At 38.9% G+C, this 23,362-nt stretch carries 21 protein-coding genes and 1 riboswitch; of the genes, 7 read left to right on the top strand and 14 right to left on the bottom strand.

Annotation, left to right across the window (positions count from 1 at the left end; genetic code table 11):
* Positions 1–17: 17 nt before the first annotated feature.
* The 5 genes from KCTC52924_RS00335 to KCTC52924_RS00315 all read right to left on the bottom strand — a co-directional run bounded on the left by KCTC52924_RS00335 (position 18) and on the right by KCTC52924_RS00315 (position 5,252).
* Positions 18–368 carry a 6-phosphogluconate dehydrogenase gene (locus tag KCTC52924_RS00335; RefSeq protein WP_251808748.1) on the bottom strand — a complete coding sequence of 117 codons (351 nt, stop codon included), beginning with the start codon at positions 366–368 and terminating at the stop codon, positions 18–20.
* A gap of 59 nt (positions 369–427) precedes the next feature.
* Complete coding sequence (gene rmuC, locus KCTC52924_RS00330) at positions 428–1,828, bottom strand: DNA recombination protein RmuC (protein WP_251808749.1); 1,401 nt, start codon at positions 1,826–1,828, stop codon at positions 428–430.
* Between the two features lie 138 nt (positions 1,829–1,966).
* The gene (locus tag KCTC52924_RS00325) at positions 1,967–2,680 is read right to left on the bottom strand and encodes an ABC transporter ATP-binding protein (protein ID WP_370671492.1); all 714 of its coding nucleotides are present in this window, start codon (positions 2,678–2,680) and stop codon (positions 1,967–1,969) included.
* 394 nt (positions 2,681–3,074) lie between these two features.
* Complete coding sequence (locus tag KCTC52924_RS00320; RefSeq protein WP_251808750.1) at positions 3,075–4,106, bottom strand: iron ABC transporter permease; 1,032 nt, start codon at positions 4,104–4,106, stop codon at positions 3,075–3,077.
* Positions 4,107–5,252: an ABC transporter substrate-binding protein gene (locus KCTC52924_RS00315; RefSeq protein ID WP_251808751.1), complete on the bottom strand. Its 1,146-nt coding sequence runs from the start codon at positions 5,250–5,252 to the stop codon at positions 4,107–4,109.
* Positions 5,253–5,824: 572 nt separating this feature from the next.
* Positions 5,825–6,044: riboswitch (cobalamin riboswitch) on the top strand.
* Between the two features lie 75 nt (positions 6,045–6,119).
* On the opposite strand from KCTC52924_RS00315, the gene KCTC52924_RS00310 reads away from it, so the two are divergent.
* Positions 6,120–7,979: a TonB-dependent siderophore receptor gene (locus KCTC52924_RS00310; RefSeq protein ID WP_251808752.1), complete on the top strand. Its 1,860-nt coding sequence runs from the start codon at positions 6,120–6,122 to the stop codon at positions 7,977–7,979.
* A 131-nt stretch (positions 7,980–8,110) separates the two neighbouring features.
* Here KCTC52924_RS00310 and KCTC52924_RS00305 read toward each other — a convergent pair whose 3' ends face one another.
* The gene (locus KCTC52924_RS00305) at positions 8,111–9,583 is read right to left on the bottom strand and encodes a S41 family peptidase (protein ID WP_251808753.1); all 1,473 of its coding nucleotides are present in this window, start codon (positions 9,581–9,583) and stop codon (positions 8,111–8,113) included.
* A 71-nt stretch (positions 9,584–9,654) separates the two neighbouring features.
* A complete protein-coding gene (locus KCTC52924_RS00300) occupies positions 9,655–11,118 on the bottom strand; it encodes a S41 family peptidase (RefSeq protein ID WP_251808754.1) in 1,464 nt (487 codons plus the stop codon).
* 232 nt (positions 11,119–11,350) lie between these two features.
* Between KCTC52924_RS00300 and KCTC52924_RS00295 the strand changes: the two genes are divergently transcribed.
* From KCTC52924_RS00295 to KCTC52924_RS00280, 4 genes are all read left to right on the top strand, one after another.
* Entirely contained in the window at positions 11,351–11,860 is a 510-nt protein-coding gene (locus KCTC52924_RS00295; protein ID WP_251808755.1) for an RNA polymerase sigma factor, read from the top strand.
* Positions 11,847–12,275: a hypothetical protein gene (locus KCTC52924_RS00290; protein ID WP_251808756.1), complete on the top strand. Its 429-nt coding sequence runs from the start codon at positions 11,847–11,849 to the stop codon at positions 12,273–12,275. Before KCTC52924_RS00295 ends, KCTC52924_RS00290 begins: the two co-directional genes overlap by 14 nt.
* An 11-nt stretch (positions 12,276–12,286) precedes the next feature.
* Positions 12,287–12,835, top strand: coding sequence for a DUF4252 domain-containing protein (locus KCTC52924_RS00285; protein ID WP_251808757.1), 549 nt, complete (start codon positions 12,287–12,289; stop codon positions 12,833–12,835).
* Between the two features lie 84 nt (positions 12,836–12,919).
* Positions 12,920–13,465: a DUF4252 domain-containing protein gene (locus KCTC52924_RS00280; RefSeq protein ID WP_251808758.1), complete on the top strand. Its 546-nt coding sequence runs from the start codon at positions 12,920–12,922 to the stop codon at positions 13,463–13,465.
* A gap of 158 nt (positions 13,466–13,623) precedes the next feature.
* Here the strand turns inward: KCTC52924_RS00280 and purB are convergent, their stop codons facing one another.
* From purB to KCTC52924_RS00265, 3 genes are all read right to left on the bottom strand, one after another.
* Positions 13,624–14,967 carry an adenylosuccinate lyase gene (purB, locus tag KCTC52924_RS00275; protein WP_251808759.1) on the bottom strand — a complete coding sequence of 448 codons (1,344 nt, stop codon included), beginning with the start codon at positions 14,965–14,967 and terminating at the stop codon, positions 13,624–13,626.
* 127 nt (positions 14,968–15,094) lie between these two features.
* Positions 15,095–15,655, bottom strand: a complete 561-nt coding sequence (locus tag KCTC52924_RS00270) for an adenylosuccinate lyase (protein ID WP_251808760.1) — start codon at positions 15,653–15,655, stop codon at positions 15,095–15,097.
* A gap of 41 nt (positions 15,656–15,696) precedes the next feature.
* The gene (locus tag KCTC52924_RS00265; protein ID WP_251808761.1) at positions 15,697–16,389 is read right to left on the bottom strand and encodes an NAD-dependent deacylase; all 693 of its coding nucleotides are present in this window, start codon (positions 16,387–16,389) and stop codon (positions 15,697–15,699) included.
* 64 nt (positions 16,390–16,453) lie between these two features.
* Between KCTC52924_RS00265 and KCTC52924_RS00260 the strand changes: the two genes are divergently transcribed.
* Together KCTC52924_RS00260 and KCTC52924_RS00255 are read left to right on the top strand one after the other, a co-directional pair.
* A complete protein-coding gene (locus KCTC52924_RS00260; RefSeq protein ID WP_251808762.1) occupies positions 16,454–17,110 on the top strand; it encodes an RNA methyltransferase in 657 nt (218 codons plus the stop codon).
* 39 nt (positions 17,111–17,149) lie between these two features.
* Positions 17,150–17,677, top strand: a complete 528-nt coding sequence (locus tag KCTC52924_RS00255) for an SRPBCC family protein (protein ID WP_251808763.1) — start codon at positions 17,150–17,152, stop codon at positions 17,675–17,677.
* Between the two features lie 93 nt (positions 17,678–17,770).
* On the opposite strand, the gene KCTC52924_RS00250 is transcribed toward KCTC52924_RS00255, so the two are convergent.
* The 4 genes from KCTC52924_RS00250 to KCTC52924_RS00235 all read right to left on the bottom strand — a co-directional run bounded on the left by KCTC52924_RS00250 (position 17,771) and on the right by KCTC52924_RS00235 (position 23,249).
* On the bottom strand, positions 17,771–18,586 hold the full coding sequence (locus KCTC52924_RS00250) for a metallophosphoesterase (protein WP_251808764.1): 816 nt from the start codon (positions 18,584–18,586) through the stop codon (positions 17,771–17,773).
* 135 nt (positions 18,587–18,721) lie between these two features.
* A complete protein-coding gene (locus KCTC52924_RS00245; RefSeq protein WP_251808765.1) occupies positions 18,722–20,413 on the bottom strand; it encodes an alpha-amylase family glycosyl hydrolase in 1,692 nt (563 codons plus the stop codon).
* 147 nt (positions 20,414–20,560) lie between these two features.
* Positions 20,561–21,340 carry a carboxypeptidase-like regulatory domain-containing protein gene (locus tag KCTC52924_RS00240; RefSeq protein WP_251808766.1) on the bottom strand — a complete coding sequence of 260 codons (780 nt, stop codon included), beginning with the start codon at positions 21,338–21,340 and terminating at the stop codon, positions 20,561–20,563.
* A gap of 76 nt (positions 21,341–21,416) precedes the next feature.
* A complete protein-coding gene (locus tag KCTC52924_RS00235; protein ID WP_251808767.1) occupies positions 21,417–23,249 on the bottom strand; it encodes a DEAD/DEAH box helicase in 1,833 nt (610 codons plus the stop codon).
* Positions 23,250–23,362 lie beyond the last annotated feature (113 nt).

Raw genomic sequence — 23,362 nt, 5'->3', positions numbered from 1 at the left:
TTAAGGTCTAAATAATTTTAATGTGGCGACTTATCTTTTGCTACTTCAGTAACAAAATACTTAGTGTCTCCAAGCCAGAAAAAAGTGCGATATCGCTCTATATAAGTAAGTCTTACATAGGATCCCTGGTATTTTTTTAGTTTATCTATGGCCTCACGGTCGGTAACTGAAAATGAAAATATTTGTGCCCCGGACATCCCTTGACTAATTTCTCCTTCCCAAGTTTTAACAAGAACGCCCTTGTTGCTTATTTTAATTAGTTCGCCAGTGCGAATCCCTTTGCTGTATGGTACATAGTAAACAAAGAGAAAGTAAGATGTAATGATTAAAATAAGAGACAATACAATTAAGCCCAATGCTTTTTTCATCTTTAGATATTTATTGTTTTTAACGGTCATGCTCATTTCATACTATTATTTTAATTGAATTAACGCAGGGGTAATACCCCGGCCCTATCATGGTCAATATCTTCATCTTCGTCATGCTCAACGGCTCTTTTTAATATGGTTTCGGGAATGGATTTTTTTGCTTTAGCCCCCATTTTTTTTAACTTTTCTATACTGCTGACAATATTTCCCCTTCCCTCTGTCAATTTATTCATGGCACCTTTATACTCGGTCTTGGCCTCGTCCATTTTTTTTCCAACCTTCATTAAATCCCCAACGAAGCCTTCAAACTTATCGTACAAAGCTCCAGCTTGTCTAGCGATTTCAATGGCGTTACGCTGTTGTTTTTCGTTATTCCACATGCTGTCTATAGTGCGCAGCGTGGCCAAGAGGGTAGAAGGGGTTACGATAATAATATTTTGTTCAAATGCCTTGTTGTATAAGGCGTTGTCGTGATTAATAGCGATGGCGAAAGCGGGCTCTATAGGGACAAACATCAAAACAAAATCGGGACTTTCCATTTCATAAAGGTCCTCATACTTTTTAGCGGAAAGCTGGTCTACATGTCTACGGAGCGAATTGACATGGTCTTTTAGGAATTTGTCCTTTAACTCGTCTTCAGCATTTACATAGCGTTCGTAATCGGTGAGGGACACCTTGGAATCCACGATCATTTTTTTTCCATCGGGCAAATTGATGATTACATCTGGTAATACCCTAGTGCCATCCTGTCGGGTAAAGCTTTGTTGTACGGAATATTCCCGATCTTTTTCCAGCCCCGATTTTTCCAATACACGTTCCAATACCAATTCGCCCCAATTACCTTGCATTTTGCTATCCCCTTTTAAGGCTTTTGTCAGGTTTTCTGCCTCTTGGGTGATTTTTAGGTTCTGGATCTGCAAGTTGGCCAATTGCTCTTTAAGAGCAGAATGCATCCCCACACTTTCCTTTTGGCTGTCTTCTACCTTTTTCTCGAACAGTATTATTTTCTCCTGTAAAGGGGTTAGAATGTGCTTGATATTTTCCCGGTTCTGCTCGGTAAACTTAATGCTCTTTTCATCTAGAATCTTATTGGCTAGGTTTTCGAACTCTTTGGTGAACTTTTCCTGTAGTTTCTCTACTTCTTCCTTCTGTTCCCTGTTTTTTGCTTGAAGATTTTCCATATCGGCCTGATACCGTGTAATCTGGTTTCCCAAATTTTCCTTTTCCAATCGCAGTTGACTCTTGTCAGATTCTGTAGCTATGTGGAGCTCATTTTTATCGGTTACTGCCTTCTCCAAGTGCTGTTCCAAGGCAGCAATATTATAGCGTAATTGTTGTTCGCGTTCCAACAGCGCACTCTGTTCGGATTTTGTCTTTAACCCTTGGATATAATTCCCTAAAAAGTAGCCTACTCCCAAACAAACAAGGGCAATGACAACAGTTACAAGAAGTTCGCTCATTTATAATAGATCTTTAGGTAAAGATAATAGATTAGGTTTAGATTAGGTATGGATTTAATTTAAAGATTCCCCTACGGATACACTTGGGATTGTTCAATTCAACTCTCCTTGGGATCTGGAAAAATATAAAGTTATATTTTATTTATTCACTCTAAAAGCCCCTGTAGAGCCATCGAACGTTATGGTATCCGAAGGAAAGAGATTGTCGAAATTTTTGTTGATAATCAATTCGCAAGGTTCCCCAAAACTGCTCTTACCGTGTTCTAAAATAAGTATTTTATCACACAGTTGTATGGCGATTTCAATTTCATGAGTAGTAAATAGTATGGTCTTTTTGGTCTTATGGGCAATGTTTTGCAGTAATTTCAGGATTTGTACTTTGTGATATAGATCCAAATGAGAGGTGGGCTCGTCCATTAAAATTATAGATGTGTCCTGTGATAAGGCCCTAGCGATCATTACTTTTTGAAGTTGTCCGTCGCTTAACTCATAACATTTTTTGTGTTGCAATTGGGTGAGATCTACCATCTCCATGGCAGATTTTATTTTCTGTTTATCCTTTTCGCTTAGTGTACCGATCCAATTGGTATAAGGTTGTCTACCGAGGCTAACCAGTTCTATGACCGTTAAGTTTTTGGAGGCTATCGGTTCAGTCAATACCACGCTAATTTCGGTGGCTAGAGCTAGGTTGGAAAGCTTTTCCAAAGGGTGGTTGTTTAATAGAATGCTACCGGAAATTTTGGATTGGACATTTCCCAGGGTCCTTAATAAAGTGGATTTCCCAATTCCATTCACCCCTATGATTGCCACCAATTCTCCTTTTTCTACAGAAAAATTAATATTATCGGCCACCACATTGTACTGCTTTTTAGCGGTATATCCGATACTGAGATTTCTGATTGTTAATGCGGTATGTTCCTGGGTGCTGCTGATGACTATTGATTTTGGGGCTAAGTTATTTAATTGGTTTCAAAAATACTGTAAACTGTGCATTTTAGTGCATTTTGCCTTCCCTGAATCACTTGGCGTAAAAACTTTTGATGGCCACGGCTTATAAACCGTGGTATTGCTACAACTAAGGTGCTGGCTTTAGACAACCCCCTAAACATCTAGATAATATCCAAAACTCAGTAATGGTTTATCTTGACATCATTTTAAAGGTGCCTGTGTTCTGATGGAAGGTTACAGGACTATTAAATAAACTAGACTTACAGTTCGTATACAACCTATTGGTTACAACTGCCTATTAAAACACCATTTTTCGTTTCCTGACTAATAACCAAATCACTACTGGGGCACCTATAATGGAGGTAATGGCATTAATGGGCAGTACATTTTCCGAAGAGGGCCATTGAGCAATAGTGTCGCATATCAGCATTAATATGGCACCATAGACCAATACGGCGGGGAGCAAGATCTTATGGTCAGTAGTATTAAAAATTTGTCGCGTTAAATGGGGTACGGCCAAACCAATAAATGCTATTGGACCTGCAAAAGCGGTTGCTCCACCGGCTAGGAGTCCGGTAGCCAAAATAATGGAATAACGGGATCGTTTAATATTTACCCCCATGCTTTTTGCATAGTTCTCGCCCAATAGCAGGGAGTTTAGGGGCTTTATGGAAAGAATGCTTATGGCCAGTCCGACAGCTGTAAGCGAAAATAGTATTAATAATTGCTGCCAAGAAAGATTGCCCAAACTCCCAAAAGACCAATAAATGTATTGTTGTAATTTTTCGGCCGTGGAAAAGTAAGAGAGCACACTGACCAGAGCCGCGGTAAGACTTCCGAACATAAGACCTATAATAAGTAGCGCCATGGTGTCCTTTACCCTAGTAGCAACTACCATAACGGCTAAGAGCACTACAAAACTACCTATACTAGACGCTAGGGCCAGAGAGATATCGTTTACCATACCAAAGGCAACTACACCATTGAACAGCGAGGCTCCCATAATTAGTATGGCAGCACCCAAACTAGCGCCAGAGCTTATCCCAAGGACAAAAGGTCCGGCTAAAGGGTTCCGGAATAAGGTTTGCATAAGTAAGCCGCTCAATGCAAGTCCGCTACCTACAAGAATAGCCGTCAGAGCTTTTGGAATTCTATAGTCCCAAATTATATAGGCCCAAGAACCTCTTTCGGTTGCATTTCCTAAAATAGCATTGACTACCTCCTTAAAGGGAATGGAAACCGATCCCAAGCTAATATTCACCAAAAAACAGGCTAACAATACTGCAATAAGCAGTACGAAATATAGACCATATGATTTTGAGCGCGGCACTTAATCCAAGGGTTTAAAGAAAACTGGGTTATGATTGGGAAGTAGTTCCGGATGAAAAATATGGATCAGATCTTTTAGAACCAGATCTGGCCTGTTGGGTGCCAATTCAAAATAAAGCATCCCTTCCGTAGCTCCTTTGGTATTGGCATAGGTATATATCTTTTTATTTTTAAAAGGGGAAAATTGCGAGTAATGTCGGTTACTTGCTTCCATCTCTTTATAATTTGTAAACTGGGAGGGGGATATCCAATAATCAGCATTATGTCCTTTTTCCAGCACACTCTCCAAACTCAGGGAGAGGCTTCCGGTCTCTTGAGATTCCTTCCAGAGGTAATCAGTGTTGGCATCCGCCATAAATTGCGCCCCCCAACTCTTACCACCGGGCAGATACCAGATATCCTTATAAAGTGCTCCGCTCAATACAGTAGGTCGCTCTTTAGCTTTTTGCGCCAGAAGTTTGGTTTCGTTATAACTCTTTGCAATGCTTGAGAAGATGGAATCTGCCTTTGCTTCCTGTTGAAAAAATGGCCCAAAAAATTTGATCCACTCCGCTTTGCCCAGCGGCGTTTCTTCTGTCCACTCCCCATTGTAAACAACAGGTATACCTGCCCTTTGAATGGTTTCATAGGCCTTGTTCTCATTGTTGATTCCAAAACCTACCACTAAGTCTGGATTAAGGGCGATCGCCATTTCCGTATTTAAGGCTTCATTTCTCCCCAATTCCTCAACATATCCTGCATCTATACGTTCCCTTGTTTTTTTGGAAGAGATATATTTTGTATCGGGAAATCCTATAAGTTTGTCTGTTTGGCCCAAGGCTTCCAAAGCTGGAATATGGGTAGTGGAAGTTAGCACGATATTTTCAACGGGCACCCCAATTATGGCTTGGTACGCATCTTTATCTAAAGTAATAGAGTCCAATTTGTCTTTTGGAACAAGCGCATAGGTGAAAGCCGCTTCAGAATTGGGCCAGGGCGAGCTTATTTTGATGATGGTTAGTCCATTAGATAATTTCTCTACGGTAAATCCTTTGGCGTATTCTATGTTTATGGGCGTGGCCTGCTCCGCGGTAGGAATACTCACTTTTTTGTCCTGTTTACAGGATAAAAAAGCTAAAAGTAGAAGCAAGTAAATTGATCTTTTCAAAAGGTATTTTTTGTTTTATGGGTTCAAAAGTAGTATTAAATTCTTTGATCTGGGCACTTTGACAATAATCGTTTTACAATCCAATGATGGGGTTAGACAAAAGTCTGAAGATGATAATTTGCACATGAACTACGGTATATAGGTAGGTGACAACTGAATATTACCCTAATAGTAGGAGTCCATTTTCATTCGGTTATCGGCTTTAGAGAGAAGTTACTTGTGTTCTACCAGAAAGAATGCCTAACGTATATATAATCATAATCTGAACCTTTCACTTAATCACCGACTTTGGAATTATTGTTGAATAAAGGTCGTGTTCTCTGACCGCTGAATCTCAAACCTCATATCTCAATACTTTTTTCCGCGTTAGCTATTGCAGCGGCAACCTTTTTTGATATTAGTGAATCTTGGTCCTGCATGGTTTTGTGCGTATGAATCATAGTTTTAACCAATAAAAATAGTGTATGGCAAGAACCAAAAAAGTTATAGCGGAAAGAGCGACCCGATAGGGGAACGCCCAATATTAAAATCAGGAAACTCAAAACCTACTCCTCTAATTTAAAAATTAGCACTAATTTCGCGCTGAATCTGGTTTCTATTTCTCTTTTAAAAGGAGGAAAGGATTAAATGGGAATTCGGTTAAAATCCGAAACTGTTCCCGCAACTGTAAGCTTTGTCCGTTTTGCGACGGATGGCTGTCATTACTTCAAAATACCACTACCTATACGTTTGGGTGGGAAGGTAAATGACGGTACGCAAGTCAGGAGACCTGCCAATTTCAAAAAAATAATAGTGTTAAACTTTCGGGACAAAGGTTTGCGTATGGGTACATACATACTACTTTCCCGTTTATTGAATTAAACGAAAATGAACAAAAAATTTATTGGTTTGTGTGCAACTATAATGATTTGCACCGGTGTTGTAGCACAAGATGACGAGGCTTATGTTCAACAACTGGACGAAGTTGTAGTTAGTGATTCCCGTTTTGAATTGAAAAGGGAGAATTCCGGTAAAACTGTAATTAAGATTACCGCGGAAGATATTAAAAGAAATCAAGGAAAGACCATTGCAGAAATAATCAATGCACAAAGTGGGTTTTCTATAGCGGGGAGCAATAGCAGGGAAGGTACTGTTTTGGGAGTTTATGCCCGAGGGGGTAGAGGTAGACAAGTTTTGGTGTTAGTAGATGGCGTTCGGATATCCGACCCCTCATTGGTAAATCAGGAATACGATTTACGATTACTTTCCACTGCCAACGTAGCATCTATAGAAATTATTAAAGGAGCCGCAAGTACCCTATACGGTACTAATGCAGCGACTGCAGTTATAAATATCACGACAAAAAAATCGTCAGAAAATAAAATTTCCGGTAATTTTCAATCGAGTATCGGTACAAACCATACTACTGACGATCAAAATTATAACATAGCTGATTTTTCCAATAGTGTTTCCGTGAACGGTACCTTAGACAAGTTTACCTACAATGTGGGATTTTCAAATCGATATTCAGACGGATTGTCTGCACTGGTTACCCCTACCAACGAGAATGACGATTACTCCAGTTATAGTACGGATATAAAATTGGGGTATGCTTTTTCTGAAAGATTAAAGGTTGGTATATATGGCAACCAGACCAATATGAGGGCACAGTTTGATGAATCTTTTGGTATGTATGATGCTCCCTATGAGTACCTCAGTGATCAAAAAAGAGTAGGATTATCTACTGAATATAAATACAACAACGGATCTTTGGTTTTAAATACTGCCATTAGCGAATATATCTCTGAAAGCAAAGATTCCTATCCTGCTATTTATGAAGGGAAAAATAGGGTAGTAGATCTTTACAATAAGTATAGCTTGAATGATAAGTTATACACTATTTTGGGTTTAAACTATATACATGACGAAACGGAATATGCGGAAGTCCAAGATTACACTATTGTAGATCCATATGTAAATGTGGTTTACGTTTCAGATTTTGGTTTAAACCTAAACACCGGTATGCGGGCTAATAATCATTCTGAATACGGGTCGCATTTTGTTTATAATGTGAATCCCTCCTTTGTCATTAAAAAATCTAACGGTTATGTAAAGTTAATGGGGTCCTATGCCACATCCTATATAACCCCTAGTTTAAATCAATTGTTTGGGAACTTTGGTGCCAATCCAGATTTAGAACCTGAAGAAAATCAGACCATAGAAGGTGGCCTAGAATATATGACAAAAAATGATATTCGGTTTAGCGCGCTTTATTTTAATAGAAAGGAAAAAAACTTTGTTTTTTACGGTGCCAATGGTTATGATAATTCAGAAAACACCATTGATGCCAGTGGAGTAGAAGTAGAGCTAGAATGGATGCCAGTAAGTAGTTTTACTATAGGGGCAAACTATACGTTTACGGAACGGGAAGGTGATAATGCTATTAGGTTGCCAAAACATAGGGTAAATGCATTTTTAGGGTATGATTTTTCTAAACGTACTAATGCAAGTGTAAACTTTTCCATGACGGGAAAACGCAAGGATACCGATTTTGGTGCCTTCCCATCTGTGGATGTTGACTTGGATTCCTACTCGGTTTTAGACTTTTATATTGCGCACCAAGTGTTGGAAAACAAATTGACCTTTTTCTTGAATGCGAGTAACCTTTTAAATGAGCAGTACACGGAAATATTTGGACTTACTACTAAAGGAAGAAATATTAGATTGGGTCTAAACCTTAGTTTGTAAAGGTTTTTTTTTTGAAATATGGGTAAGGAAGTACCCCTGACCTAATACCATTTTCCGCATTTAGATGGATAAACAATGGGCCCGTTATATTGAACAAACAATATAACGGGCCCATTGTTTTTTGACTGCTTTTATGGAAGTGGCAAGGCTTCTACCTTGTCCAAATACATATTGTCTTTTATAGGGGTAAATAGTTTGGAATTAGAGACTTCCTCTACTGGCATTTGAACCGTGAAATCTCGTTTGGCGGTAGTCCCTGTGATATCTTGTATTGCCCTTGCGAAAAGTGCTTCGTTGGGATCTCCCAGTACTCCTAAGTTAGAAATATCTTCCTTAAGTGCTATATTGGGAGCCAAGCCTTTAGTGTAGTCCGAGAAACCTGCAGCGTTTTCATTACGTCCCATTAGGGGTTGCATGGCCCATTTGTTACTCGGGTTAATTTTGTTTTCTCTAGCGGGACTATAGATATAATCGTTGTCTATATCATCTACCATGGTGACAGAAAACTCATTCTTACCTCTGGTCCTTTCCCCTATATGAAAAACATTCATATAAGGTGCAAGTCCGTTCATTAGCAGTTCACTGGCGCTGGCAGAACTTCCCGAAGCCAAGACGTATACTTTGTTAAGACTTAAGGTATTAATGGCGGTCCCTTTATCTGTTTTGGAAGCAAAATAATCCTCTAATTGCCCCTTTTTAAAACTGGATTGTATTTTGTCGTTCCAACGTTGCCTAATATAAAGTTCGCTGGTATTGGTGCTGTAGATCATACTGGCCAATAATCTCGAGCTATTTACAGACCCTCCAGGATTATAACGAAGATCTACAACCAATTCTGTTGCGCCTTCCGATTTAAACTGGCCAAAGGCGGTATTTAATTGCTCATTAAATCCATTGGTAAATCCGTTGTACATAAGGTAAGCAATTTTGGTGCCGTTAACTTCAACTGTTTTGGCTACCAAAATTGGATTTTCTACCATACCTTCTTGTTTGATAAGGGTTACTTCTTTGTTATTATCTGTGATCACTGTTCCTGAAATATCGGCCATGCCAAGGGTATAGGAATCGTTGTTGCCAAAAAGGAGCCCTACATAATTGCTTTCCGTGAGCGTATTTCCATTTACCCGGTTAAAAATTTCTCCTCTAGAAATATCCTTGTTAGCAGCATCTGAATTGGGAATGATATAACGCACATAGCCAAAAATATTAGAACTTCCTTCGTAACGTACCAACCCAAATTCCATTCCGTTGCTTTTGGAAATTCCGTTCAAAGAGTTTACCAAGGTTCTATAATCGTTATTCAGAAAACTAAAACGATCTATAGCATTGTCAGTGCCTACAATATTGCTGTGCTTATAGCAGGTCTGGTAAAAGAACTCCTCTGGGTCTGTGTATTTTTCTAGGTAGGCTACATATTCCTCATTGGTGGCAAATCTGTTGTCGCCAAGGTTTGGTGCATCTGCCTGCCAAAAGTACCATTGATTTAAGCCCTGCCACATAAAGTTTTGGACCTCTGTCTCCTTGGGGTAGGTAAAGGCATCATCATCCTTGTCCGAGCAAGAAAGTGTTGTGGCAACGAATAATAGAGCTAGTATTTTTTTCATATTCAGTGGGTTATGACGGTAAAGCAAGGATAAATTTTAATATTATTAAGTACTTTCGCCTTTATCCTGTATTATTCTTTGTTAAGGGGCAATGGATTTTTAATATCCATATACATATTATCCTTTATTTTAGTGAACATTTTGGAGCTTGTAATTAATTTTACGGGAATATGGACGGTAAAATCCATTTTTGCGGTTACACCCGTAATTTCTGAAATGGCTTTTTTCAACAGTGGTTCTTCAATGTTTCCCAAAATTCCTAGGTTAGACAAGTCTTCCTCCAGATCGATGTCGGGTGCAAGTCCTTCTGTATAGTCTGAAAATCCAGCTGAATTTTCATTTCTTCCGATCAGTGGCTGAATGGCCCACTGGTTATCCGGATTTATTTTATCTTCCCTACTTGGATCATATACATTCCCGTTGTCTATATCATCTACAAAGGTGACGGAAAATTCGTTTTTCCCAGTAGTGGTAGATCCTATGTGGATTACGTCAATATAAGGCGCCAAACCGTTCATTACCAATTCGCTGGAAGAAGCGCTACTTCCAGTGGCAAGTATGTACACCTTATTTAGGCCCAAGGTATTTATTGGGGAATCCTTTTGTGTTTTATCTGAAAAATAACTGATAAGATCGGCATCATTAAACTGATCCTGTAATTTCTGATTGTATCTTGCTCTTAGGAAAATTTTATCGGGATAGGGCCCATAGATCATACTAGACAATAGACGGGCTGAATTGACGGACCCCCCGGGGTTATACCTTAAATCTAAAACTAAATCCGTTACGCCTGCTGCCTTAAAGGTTCCAAAGGCTTCGTTTAATTCCTCATCAAACTCATTGGTAAAACCGTTGTACATGAGATAGCCTATTTTATGACCGTTTACTTCCAGTACCTTAGAAATATGAACAGGGTTTTCTGTTATATCTGCTTCTTTGGTTAAGGTGACCTCGCGATTGGAATCGGTTATTAGGTTGTCGGAAATTTCGGCCATATTTAAAGTGTAGGAGTCTTTATCTCCAAATAACAACTCTTCGTAATTAGCCATATTTAGAGTTGTCCCATTTACTCCTGTAAATAGATCTCCTCTTTTGATCTCTTTGCTAGCGGCGTCGGAATTTGGAATTATATATCGAACATATCCAAATACGTCATTGTTATCGGCAAACCGGCTAAGTCCAAACTCCAGCCCATTGCTTTTTGAAACTCCGGAAAAGGCTTTGGTGAGTTCCTTATAATCCTCAGAATAAAAACTGAATCGATCTTCAGAAAAAAGAAGTTTATCCTCAAAAAATTTACCTGGTTCTTGTTCGGACTCTAAAAATTCCCTGTATTCCGTTTTGTTATTAAATCGATCGTCCCCTAGTGCGGCGACATCGCTTTGCCAAAAATAATAAGTATTCATTGTTTGCCACATAAAATCTTGGACTATAGGTAGTTCTTTTTGAACAATAGGGGCAACATCATCATTATTTTTAGAACATTGGATAAAGAGTAGGCTAATTCCAAGTACTATACTTAAATATTTTTTCATTGTAAGGATTAAATTTCTACTAATATCTTGTAAACAAAAATCATTCCAACAAAAAGATCGAACAATGCAGGGGAATAATTTACTTTATATACGGAAATATGTCAGATTTAGTTTCTTTGCGCCTAAATTACAAACATTGTAAATATATAAAGGCAAAATGTAACAAAAGTCGATGTATGTCGTCTTCCCATTGTAGGCCTGATGATGAGGATTGTAAAAACAACTGAACCAAATGCAACAAACCGAGTTTTTAAATGTGGTACTTCCTTTTAAGGATAAGCTCTTTAGGTTAGCCAAGCGATTGTTAGTCTCTAGGGAGGAAGCAGAGGACGCCACTCAGGAAATATTAATGAAATTATGGTCCAAGCATAAGGTGATCAGTAGTTATAATAATGTGGAGGCCTATGCCATGATGATGACAAAGAACTTCTGTTTAGACCGATTGAAATCCAAACAGGCAGGGAATTTAAAACTGGTCCACAGTAATTATAAGGATGAAAATGTTTCCTTGCAAACTGAGATAGAAGTCAGCGATAGTCTTAGTTGGGTAGAAAAGATTATGGAGGAGCTGCCAGACCAGCAAAAAATGGTCCTTCAATTAAGGGATGTAGAGCAATATGAATTTGATGAAATAGCATCCTTATTAGACATGAAGCCAACCGCGGTAAGGGTGGCTCTGTCCAGAGCAAGAAAATTAGTTAGGGAAAGATTAGTTCAAAAACATGAATATGGAATTGGATAGAATAGAAAAATTATTGGAAAAATATTTTGAGGCTACCGCTACGGTAGCTGAGGAAGAAACATTACGAGATTATTTTAAAAATGAGAATATTCCCGTGCATTTAAAACAATATGCACCAATGTTTCAATATTTTTCCGTTGCCAAAGAAGAACGGTTCACCAAGCAGGTCCCATTAAAACCTAGGAAAAGCTATTTGGAATGGGCTTCCGTTGCCGCAGTAGCAGTTTTAGTATTTGGAATTTATTTTGGTAATGAATACAGTGAAAAACAAGAGCAGAAAAAAGCAGAGTACGCATATCAGGAAACTAAAAAGGCGCTTAGTCTGCTAGCGGCAAATTTTGAAAGAGGTACAGAAAAAGTAGCATATTTAAATGAGTTTGAAGCAACAAAAGAAAAAATTTACAACAACAATTAAATATAAATCAGATGAGAAAGAATATCATAATTGCAATATTGGCCTTACTTCCCTTTTTAGGGTTCTCACAATCCATGTTCGATAAATACGAGGATTTGGACAAGGTAAGTGCCGTAGTGGTCAACGAAAGTATGTTTAGATTATTAAGTAAAATCAATGTAGAGGTAGATGACCAAGAGGCGCAGGATTTTATGGACATTGCCCAAAATTTAAAAAATTTAAAGGTGTTTATCACCGAGGATAAAGGGGTTTCTGCAGATATGCAAGTTACCATGGAGAAGTATTTAAAATCGGCCTCCCTACAAGAATTAATGCGGGTTAAGGATAAAGATGCCAATGTTAGATTTTATATCAAAAGTGGGAAGGACGAAGACCATGTTAGTGAGTTGCTAATGTTTGTTACCGGTATAAAAAATGTGAACGTAGAAATTAATGACAGAAAGATAGAAACCGTCTTACTATCGCTCACCGGGGATATAGATCTAAACAAGATCGGTTCGCTTACTAAGAAAATGAACCTACCCAGCGAACTGAATAAGGCTGGGAAGAACAAGAAATAGGTATTGCTTAATTGGGGTAGTTAAGATGTAGAAATGCATTGGCCTGCCCCAATAACTATAAAAAATCTTACTAAATCTATAAAAATGAAAGAGTTCATATCTAAGGGAAGTGTCTTACTACTGTTAATGGTGATCGTTGCCTGCTCCTCTACTCAAAGTTTACAGGAATACTATGTGGACAATGCCGAAAACCCCAATTTTATGTCGGTTGACCTCCCGGTAAGTCTATTGAATTTGGAAAAGTCCAATTTAACGGAGGAGCAGGAAGAAGCGTTGGCATCCCTGCGGAAACTGAATATCCTCGCCTTTAAAAAGACGGATAAAAATGAGGCTGAGTTCTTAAAAGAGCGAATGAATGTACAGGCCATTCTGAAAAATAGCAAGTTTACTGAACTGATGAAAATGAATACCTCCTACGGAAAGGCTTCCGTAAAGTATTTGGGGGATGAGGAGGCTATAGATGAGGTAATTATCTATGGCGATAGCGATGATAAGGGATTTATGTTGGTTAGGGTATTGGGTAAGGATATGAATCCAGCTAAACTGGTTCAATTTATACAAGCATTGGAAAAATCGAACTATAAAGGTGAAGGATTGGAGCAAGTAGGCAAATTGCTTAAAGGCGCCTAAAGCCTCCCTTCGGGCCCTATAAAAAGTATACCCTGCTCTGGAAATTTCCAGAGCAGGGTATTTTTATTCAGATTATCCCATTATTTTAAGACTAAAATCGGTGATTGAGCGGAATGGACATCACCGGTTCTATAGAGGTAAATTGTTTGTTCAGTCTCCTAAATTCCTGTATAATTACGGGGAGTAATTTGTTTTAGTTCGCTCTTTATTTCATCACTCACCTCCAGGGTATCTATAAAATTGGCAATAGACTGTTGGGTGATTTTTTCGTTGGTTCTTGTAAGTCCCTTTAAAGCTTCATATGGATCTGGGTAGGCTTCCCGTCTAAGGATGGTTTGTATGGCCTCTGCCACAACTGCCCAATTGTTCTCCAAATCTTGATCAAATTTATCCGCGTTCAAAAGTAATTTATTCAGCCCTTTTAAGGTAGATTGGAAGGCGATAAGGGTATGTCCGAAAGGCACGCCTATATTTCTTAGAACTGTACTATCGGTTAAGTCCCTTTGCAGTCTGGAGACTGGTAATTTTGCTGACAAATGTTCGAAAATGGCATTGGCGAGTCCTAAATTTCCTTCCGAATTTTCAAAGTCAATCGGATTTACCTTATGTGGCATAGCCGATGATCCAACTTCCCCTGCCTTTATTTTTTGTTTAAAATAGTCCATGGAAACATAGGTCCAGAAATCCCTATCAAGATCCAAAACAATGGTGTTAATACGTTTTAAGCAATCGAAAAGCCCTGCCATATGATCGTAATGTTCAATCTGTGTGGTAGGGAAGGAGTGGTGTAATCCTAGTTTTTCCTGTACAAATTTCTGACCGAAAGCTCTCCAATCAATGTTGGGATAGGCAACTTTATGTGCGTTGTAGTTTCCTGTGGCACCACCAAATTTAGCGGCATTTGGAATTTCTTCCAAAAAGCGGAACTGCTCCTTTAATCGCACGGCGAAAACATCTATTTCTTTACCCAATCGGGTAGGGGATGCGGGCTGTCCGTGGGTTCTGGCCAACAATGGAATAGCCTCCCATTCCTTTGCCAATTCCTCTATTTTATTTAATACTTCCAAATAATTTGGAACATAGACCTGATCCATGGCCTCCTTAATGGAGAGGGGAATGGCCGTATTATTAATATCCTGGGAAGTAAGCCCAAAATGAATAAACTCTTTAAATTGCTTTAGGCCCAGATCGTCAAATTTCTTTTTAATAAAATATTCAACGGCTTTTACATCGTGGTTGGTGACCTTTTCAATTTCTTTAATGGCAATGGCATCTTCAGTAGTAAAGTTGCTGTAGATTTCTCGCAATGCCTTAAACTTGGAAGTGTCGAAAGTAGATAGTTGAGGTAGGGGAATTTCGCAAAGTGCGATAAAATATTCTATTTCAACTAAAACCCTGTATTTAATAAGTGCTTCTTCCGAAAAATAGGTTGCCAAAGAAGCTACCTTACTGCGATATCTACCGTCTATAGGCGAAATGGCGTTTAATTTGTTTAGTGACATTTTTTGAGAAATTGATTGTTTTAAGAAAAGCGCAAAGATAGCTATAAGTTAAAGAGTTTAAAAGCGAACCCAAATAATGTTTATAGTTTGAAACAAAGGACTTCTCCATTGTTACAAATTAAAGTGATTATCCCAATTTCGCTATGGTAATCCTTGCTCTGGCTTGGTATGCGGCACTTCCAGTGTGGTAGTTTTGTTCCAATATTAACTTTAATTCGGGCCAAATCCAAGGAAATTTCTTTCCCAATAATAGCAGAGAGGTCATGGAATAAGCCTTTGCTGCCACCTTCTGATCTCCAATTAACCAATCGAAGCATGTTGTAGTTAGTTGCGTTAAATGGCCCTCATTCAACGCCTCAATGGTGGCGTGATCCTTGTTAATAAAATAGGAATGGGTTAAATATTCACAGATTTTGGCGATGGGCCTTACTGCAGAATCCAAATGCACCCGCGCCATATTTTTAATGAACTTGTCCAAATACGGTAGTAGTAGCTCCAAGCGTTGTGCAACAATAAATTCTAGGACCAAACAGGCCTTACAAGAGATAGGGTCGTCTATATGAAAGCCAATTTCTATAAGCGGGGCAATGTTTTCGGGATGGTTGAGCACCAAAGTGGACATTTCCATTCTTTTTTGTTTGGAAGCATCTACATTGTCTAAGGCATTATACATTTCCGGTACGGTCACAATGGTATTATTTTTTCATTTTGCTCCTAGGAATAGCGTAATTATGAGCCATTTTTTAGTAATTGCTGTGCCAGCATTTCCACTCCCTTGGTAGCGCTATTTTTAATTATAGTAAGGTTGCTAAAGTCTGTTTCCCTGATATTGGGTTTTGGATCAATAAAATATATTGGCGTATCATCTGCAACATAGTGTACCAGACTGGCTGCGGGGTATACCTGCATCGAAGTACCTATAATAATCAAGATGTCTGCTTTGGTAGTTATTTCTGTGGCTTCTCTAAGCAAAGGGACTTCCTCTCCAAACCATACAATATGAGGACGTAACTGGGTGCCAGCGGCACATAGATCGCCTATTTTAATATCTGTTCTCCAGTCTATGATACTGTTGGGGTTTTTGCTGCTTCTTGCCTTTAATAATTCCCCATGTAAATGAAGGACTTGTGAGCTCCCTGCCCTTTCATGTAGATCATCTACGTTTTGGGTGATGATATGTACGTTGTAGACTGCTTCCAGATTGGCCAAAGAAAGGTGCGCCTGATTGGGGTTTACATTGGATAACTGTTTTCTTCGTTCATTATAAAAATTAAGAACCAAACTGGGGTTTTTTATGAATCCTTCAGGTGTGGCAACCTCCATTACATCGTGGCCTTCCCACAATCCATCTGCATCCCTAAAGGTGTTTATGCCACTTTCCGCGCTAATTCCTGCCCCGGTTAAAACAACTATTTTTTTCATTTTAAAAAGTATATAGTAATATTTGTAAAATTAAGGCATTTCATTTACACTATTAATCAAGGATATGAAAGACAATCAATTGCTTACGTATTTGGAAGGATTTATTACTCTGGAAAGAAAGCAACGTTTTTTGGAAATATTGGAAGAACGCACCAAGTATATTACTGTCGCTGTTGAAGATGTTTACCAGATGCACAATATGAGCGCTGTAATTAGAAGCTGTGATATTTTCGGTATTCAGGAGGCTCATTTGATCGAGAATAGATTTGGCAAGCGATTGGATAAAAGTATAACCATGGGCTCACAGCAGTGGGTAGACACCAAAAGATATAATAATACGGCAGACTGTATTACTGCTTTAAGACAAGACGGGTATAGCATTGTGGCAACAACGCCTCATGAAAACGGAGTGCTTTTGCCAGATTTTGAGTTTAACGGAAAAACGGCCCTTTTTTTTGGTACCGAACGCAACGGTTTGAGTTCGGAGGTAATGGAAAATGCAGATTCATTTCTCACCATACCCATGGTCGGATTTACCGAAAGTCTAAATATCTCTGTTGCCGCTGCCATCATATTGCACAATCTTACCAATCTATTGAAAAAAACCGACCTGAACTGGCGTTTAACAGAAGATGAGAAGATGGAAAGAAGGTTGGATTGGACCAAGAAATCTGTCCGAAGTATAGACGATGTTTTGGCGAGATACTACGGAACCAAATGATAATTTCGCTATATTTAAGGGAACCAACAACTACATGCTATGTTAACTTTGCTCTATATTTTATTGGGGGTAATTGTCCTGATTGTCCTTTGGGCAGTCTTGGGACCAAAAACCTATGATGTATCTAGGTCCATTCTAATCAATAGTCCCAAAGAACATGTTTTTGAAAATATTAAATTTCTAAAAAAACAACAGGAATGGTCACCTTGGGCCAAAAGAGACCCCAATATGATAAACAAATTCACCGGTATAGATGGTGAGGTAGGCGCAATAAGCTATTGGAAAGGAAATAAGGAAGTAGGGGAAGGGGAGCAGGAAATCACAAAGATAGTGGAGGGGAATAGAGTAGAAGGAGAGCTCCGGTTTCTAAAACCGTTTAAATCCACTTCCGACTGCTATCTTATTGTAACCGAAAAGGAAGCTGATCAAACGGAAGTTGTATGGGGGTTTAAAGGAAAAAATAAATTTCCAATGTCCATTATGATGCTTGTTATGACTATGGATAAAATGGTAGGCAAGGAATTTGAGGAGGGTTTGATAAATTTGAAAATAATAATGGAGAAGTAGATTTCATTTAGGGTACAATGGTAGGTTGAATGTACCACTTTACCGACGGATACCGTGGGATATAAGATTGCCTTAATTTCCTACTTAGACACCTTAAATATAGAAAATGCTGGCTTCTGATCGGCAAGCAAATCGTATGGGCATGATGGCCGTGCCTACACCTCTTGAAACATACATTTTAGAGTGTTCGTTATTGTACCAGCCCTTTACGTAGTGTGCACTGCCATATGGGGTGTAAATTGGCTTTCCAAAATAGGTTATCTGCCCGCCGTGGGTATGTCCAGCTAAAATAAGGTGTGACTTTAAATGTAATTTTTCGCCAAGTTCGTCTATTTGCTCCCTATAAGCGGGACAATGGTTTAGAACAATTACGAGTTGGGATTTATCTATACCCTTGGTAGCCAGTTCAAAATCTGGAGTACTGTAGACATAATCGTCCAAACCAACGACATTAATTTTTCTATTTCTAACGGCAAATAATTGGGATTGATTAATCAACAGAGTTCCATTATACGTTTCAAATACCGCTTTTAGCTTTTCCAAGTCTACCTTTCCGGAATATTCCTTGTTACCTAAAATGGCAATTTTTGGGATTTTGGCATCAATAAGATCCAAAAAAGCGATTAAAAAGGGAAAATGGCCGTTGTGGTTTATGGTGTCCCCTGTGATAAATAGCACATCGGGCTTTTCGTTATTTATTTTTTTGGTGATTGACCTGTGATAGGCACCTATAGACCTTAGGTGTAAATCTGTAAGATGAATGGCTTTTATTTTGTTAGAACTATCCCTGTTCAGATCAAATTCGGTCCATTCTATTCCATAGGGTTCCAACCAATAGGCATCCAACACCACCAAACCAATTATCCCGACAACTATTTTACCAATAAAACTACGCCTATTCAACACCATGTAACAAAATCTATTCCCCCCTTATGATAAGAGTATTGGACGGTAAAAATACCAAACGGAAAGGAACGATATAGTACAGAAATGTTAAAATGACTGAATTTCTACTGCTCTAATGGCAAGTTTAATGGGATATTATTATTGGGCCAATTCCAATAGTGCAATATCAAAATCGTTATCCAAAAAGGCAGTCCCGTTTGTAACGGTGACATGGGTTTGGGAATAGGTATCGAATAATTTTGTTCCATCGTCGAAAAAACCTTGAATTTTTAGGTCTTTTTTTCCTTTTGGCAAATTGAGCCCAATAACCACTTTATCCTTATAATTGCCCTTTTCATAAGATCTACTGAATACATAGGGTAATTTGGATACTAAATTGTGTGTGCCGGCGCCAACTGCGGGGTGGTTGTTTCTAAACTGCCCTAATTTTTGCCAATGGGCCAATATTTTTTTTGTTTCTGCCAAACTATCTAGTTGTTCCCAATTCATAAAGGATCGCAAAGTGGCATCGCCTTGAGCGTCTGGGATAGACAAAGATCGATTAGTTTCGTCTCCATAATATATTTGTGAGGCTCCTGGCGTTAGCAATAGCACGTTTGCGGCTCTGTAGGGCAATTTCCTATCCTTGTCATACGGCTGCCCATCATCATGCGAAGCCAAGTAGTTTACAACGCTTTTGCCCTTTAGTGAATTTTTTAGAAGATCGTTGTACTTTTTAAAGATCGTTTCATAATCGCTTTTGGCATCGTACTTTAGTTCAAAGTTGATTAGGCTGGTAAATCCGTGCGCAAAATAATCAACCTTCCTGTCCCCAAAATCGTATTGCCTTCCATTGGAAATACCATATCCATAAACTTCACCTACCATAAAGAACGGGTTGTCATCCAAAACCTTTTCTGGGTGTTTTTTCTTCCAGATATTAAATACATAGGATGCTTCACGCTGTAGATCTGTCCAGGTGTTTTCGTCCACATGTTTCGCCGTATCTACTCTAAAGCCATCTATTCCAAGGTCGTTTACGTAATCGGTGAGCCATTTAATAATATAATACTTAGGGACCCTCGGATGGCCAGTTCTATCAAAAAATAATTGAAGCTCATCCAATTCCTGACTTAAGCGGCCTTCCTTCTTCCATTTGGCCATAAGGGCATCGGGGAGTTCTACCTCTGCGTCGGATTCGGTTTTAATATCGGGTAGATTTTTAACCAATGTACAGGCTGTGGTAGATTCGTAAGTGGTGTATTCGCAAACCGGTCCTGTGCGAACCCATTCTGACGGCCATACTGGATCTATGTCAGTAACTGGTCCCGTATGGTTGAGTACTACATCCATTAGAATTCTGATTCCCTTAATATGGGCCGTTTTCACTAAGGTTTCCAACTCTTTTTTGGTGCCAAAATTGGGGTCCAATGCAGTCCAATCCTTGGTCCAATAGCCGTGGTAACCATAAGTGTTGCCTGTACCTTCATTTACAAGATCATGAATTTGTTCTACAACAGGAGTAAACCATATGGCATTGACTCCCAAATTGGAAAAGTAACCTTCTTCTATTTTTTTAGTGATTCCCTGTAGGTCCCCGCCCATGAAACCTCTAAGAACCCCGGTTTCCTTATTTCTGTTCAGGGTAGTATCATTACTTGTATTTCCATTGTAGAAACGATCCGTAAGAAGAAAATATATATTTGCCCCTTCCCAAGCAAATGGTTTTGTGGATGGAGTGGATGGCATAGTAGTGATAGGACTTTTGGATTCCTTTATCGGCTCTTTTCTGTATTTCTTACAGGCATAAAATAGGAGCAGATAAATGATAAAAACGAGTGTTTTTTTCATTTCAGTCTATTTTCCCTAAAGCTATAAAATGATGATCAATAAAGAAAATTTATTTATTGACCCAAAATTGGAGGTTTCAGATAGAATGTTAGTGCCTAAAATAAGAACTGTATGATAATGGTAAGATTAAGTTGTGGTTAATAATGCTTATTGTTTCCTATTTAATACCTTAAACTCTTCGTAACAACTGCTGATGGCGTCAAGAATCTGAAGATCATTTGCGGTTGCAATAAAGGATCTTGAGTAGTTACAATTGTTAAGTATGTCCTCTATATCTACCTTTTCTATCTGAAGCAGTTCTGTTAGGGTTTCCCGATCAAACTTGGAAGCTAGTAGATCACGGATCTTATCGTCCTCCTTAATTTGTCGAAGTTTACGCATCTGGTTGGGTTTTTTTCCAAAAAGATTCCTTAAAAGATCAGCTGGATTAAGAATGGCGCCCAATACTTTTGAGACTGCACTTGGGTTTTTGTTTCCTGCTTCATAGCCCACAGATAAACCGGAGATACTATATTGGAATGCATTATTGAGGGGTAAGTTTTTTACATCAATCTCCAAATAGCCGGTAAGGGAATAGGGTCTTACAATAACTTCTTCCAAAGCGTATGCCAGTTCGGTAAGTGATATTTTGGTGTTTTTAAACTTAAACATATCGTTGGTAACCCGGACTTTTTGTGACTTAAAACCAAGAAAGGTGAAGAATATGGTATCATTGACCTTGGCCGTAATAGCAAACTCTCCATTTTTATTGGTGATGGTGCCTATTACCTGGTTAAGGTTTACCACATGGACACTTTCCATAGGCTGGTCCGTTTGGGCGTTGATAACAATTGCTTTAAGAGATGTTGGATCGTTCTCGCTTTCAGTCTCTTGCGAGTATCCAAAAGTCATAAACACGATCAGTAGGGGCAATAAAAAGATTTTCATTAAATAAGTCCAAGATTATAATTGCTAAACTAACTAAAAAAATACGCCGAAGCGTATTTTTTTAATATACAATTAACTAATAGGAGTCGCTTTTTCTCGGCGATCTTCTTTTTCCAGAACTACTGGAAGAGTTTCCTTTGGCAGGGCCACGGTCACTTCTTTTGCTTCTGCTTCGGTCGTTATCACGGAAATCTCTTCCGCCTCCGCTTCTGCCACCGCCACTTCTGCTACCGCCACCGCTTCTGCCGCTATCACGGTTTCCACCTCTGTTGCTTCTGCCACCACCACCACCTGGGCTTTTGGAAACTTCCACGTTAACAAATCTTCCGTCGACCTTAAATTCGGTAAAGGTCTTTAAGATGGCCTCAGTAGATGCGGCATCGGTGTTAAAGAAGGAAAAACTCTCCTTAACGTCGACTTTAAAAATATCGTCTTGCCCTAGGCTAACGGTATCTCTGATAAAATCCTTTAGGGACATCCAGTCATAACCGTCCTTTTCCCCAACATTGATAAAGTATCTAACGTTCCCATTGTCTGGGGCGCCATTACTGCTCTCCATGCCTCTTTCGCCTCTTTCACTAGCGCCAGAAGTATTAAGGTCCTTGGTTTTGTTGTAATAATTAAAGAAGCGGGTAAACTCTACTGAAACAATTTTTTTAATCAATTCTTCCCTATCTATTCCGGAAAGTACGTCGTTGATTGCTGGTAAATAATGGTCTACTTCTTTATTTATTTTGGTATCCTTTATTTTATTGGCTAAGTGATAAAGCTGTATTTCACAGATTTCCATCCCTGTTGGAATTGTCTTAGCTATAAAGGACTGTTGAATCTTATTTTCTATGGCTTTAATCTTACGAAGCTCGCTTCGAGTAATAATTACCATTGAAATCCCTGATTTCCCAGCTCTTCCTGTACGTCCACTTCTGTGGGTATAGGTTTCTATTTCATCGGGGAGTTGATAGTTGATAACGTGTGTAATATCATCAACATCTATACCTCTTGCAGCAACGTCTGTTGCTACCAGCATTTGAATTTGTTTCTTACGGAAGGAATTCATTACCAAATCCCTTTGGTTTTGGCTAAGGTCTCCGTGTAATGCTCCTGCATTGTATCCGTCTTCGATCAATTTTTCAGCCACCTTTTGGGTGTCTCTCTTGGTTCTACAGAAAATAACGGAAAAAATATCGGGGTTGGTATCTGCTAACCTTTTTAAAGCAGGATAACGATCTCTTCCACCTACAACGTAATATTCGTGCTGTACGGTACTAGTACCAGCATTTTTTGTACCCACAGTAATTTCCTGTGGATTTTTCATGAATTTCTTGGCGATTAATGATACCTCCTTGGGCATGGTGGCTGAAAACAACCATATGGATTTTTCCTTAGGGGTATTGGATAGAATATCCTTGATATCCTCATAGAAGCCCATATTCAACATTTCATCGGCCTCATCTAGAATACAGTAGTCTAATTTGGAAATATCTACCAAACCACGACCAATCATATCCTTCATTCTACCAGGGGTAGCTACAATAATTTGTGCACCTCTTTTTATTTGTCTTGCCTGATCGGTTATACTTGCACCACCATAAATGGCAACTACGTTCAACCCTTTTTCGTATTTGGAATACTGCACCATTTCATTGGTGATCTGCATACAAAGCTCACGGGTAGGGGATAGGATTAATCCTTGGGTAGTCTTGCTTTCGCGATCTATCTTTTGGATAAGTGGAAATCCAAACGCAGCGGTCTTACCTGTCCCTGTCTGGGCAAGGGCAACCAAATCTGTGTCACTTTCCAATAAAATTGGGATTGCTTTTTCTTGTACTTCTGAAGGACTTTCAAATCCAAGGTCAGAAATAGCATTTAATAGGGACTGATCTAGCCCTAATGCTTCAAATTTTGTCATAATATGTTATAAATAATCGCAAATATGTATGTTGTACGGAGCGATTATTTTCTATAACCTACTTAGACTCATCACAACACATGCTATACCAGCGGCGTTAATTAAAGGTGCAA

The organism is Arenibacter antarcticus, assembly GCF_041320605.1.
GTDB lineage: Bacteria > Bacteroidota > Bacteroidia > Flavobacteriales > Flavobacteriaceae > Arenibacter > Arenibacter antarcticus.
The sequence above is the reverse complement of the archived record's forward strand: the minus strand, read 5'-3'. Positions and strand labels throughout refer to the sequence as shown.